Consider the following 596-nt stretch of genomic DNA (forward strand, 5'->3'; position numbering starts at 1 on the left):
GCGAACCCGTCGTCAGCATCACTGTTCCCGGCTGCAGCCACTCTGACGGATGGGCGATCTCGATCGCATGCGCGCCCGACAGTGGTACGTGCGGATTGCAGTCGCTCACCAGGGCAAGGCCGAGCGACTGATCCAACAGCAGATCAACAAGACGGAAATCGTCTTTTTGCACAGGTTCCAGCAGTCTCACCCCGAACAGTCAAAAACTCCAAGATGAGTGTAGATGACTCTCACTGTCTCCAATTCGCTCTGGATTAGTGCAGCTCAATACTTGACCACACTTCACCAGAGGAGGCTTGCCAATGAAGCAGAACACAGCCACGAAGACGCTTCGTGTTGCTGTCGACGTGGGTGGGACGTTTACCGACGTGTGCATCTTCGACGAGCGTGACCAGAGCACGCGCGTTGCCAAGGTGCCGTCTACCCCGCACGACCCTATGGAAGCGGTCGTTGCCGGTGTGCGTTCAGCCGGTATCGATCTTTCAGCGGTGACCCTGTTCTCGCACGGCACGACAGTGGCGACCAACGCGTTGATCACCCGTCGTTTTCCAGCCGCCGCAATGGTGTGCAGCGAGGGGTTCCGCGACATCCTGGAG

2 protein-coding genes are annotated in these 596 nt (G+C 58.4%); one reads left to right on the top strand and one right to left on the bottom strand.

The genetic code is table 11. The annotated features are described in order from the left end of the window. A partial coding sequence (locus RM572_RS28745) for a hypothetical protein (RefSeq protein WP_311676301.1) occupies positions 1-190 on the bottom strand: 190 nt, incomplete at its 3' end. Positions 191-302: 112 nt separating this feature from the next. On the opposite strand from RM572_RS28745, the gene RM572_RS28750 reads away from it, so the two are divergent. Then, positions 303-596: hydantoinase/oxoprolinase N-terminal domain-containing protein (locus tag RM572_RS28750; protein WP_311676302.1), on the top strand; the 294-nt coding region annotated here is incomplete at its 3' end.

Source organism: Streptomyces hazeniae (genome assembly GCF_031845485.1).
Taxonomy (GTDB): Bacteria; Actinomycetota; Actinomycetes; order Streptomycetales; family Streptomycetaceae; genus Streptomyces; species Streptomyces hazeniae.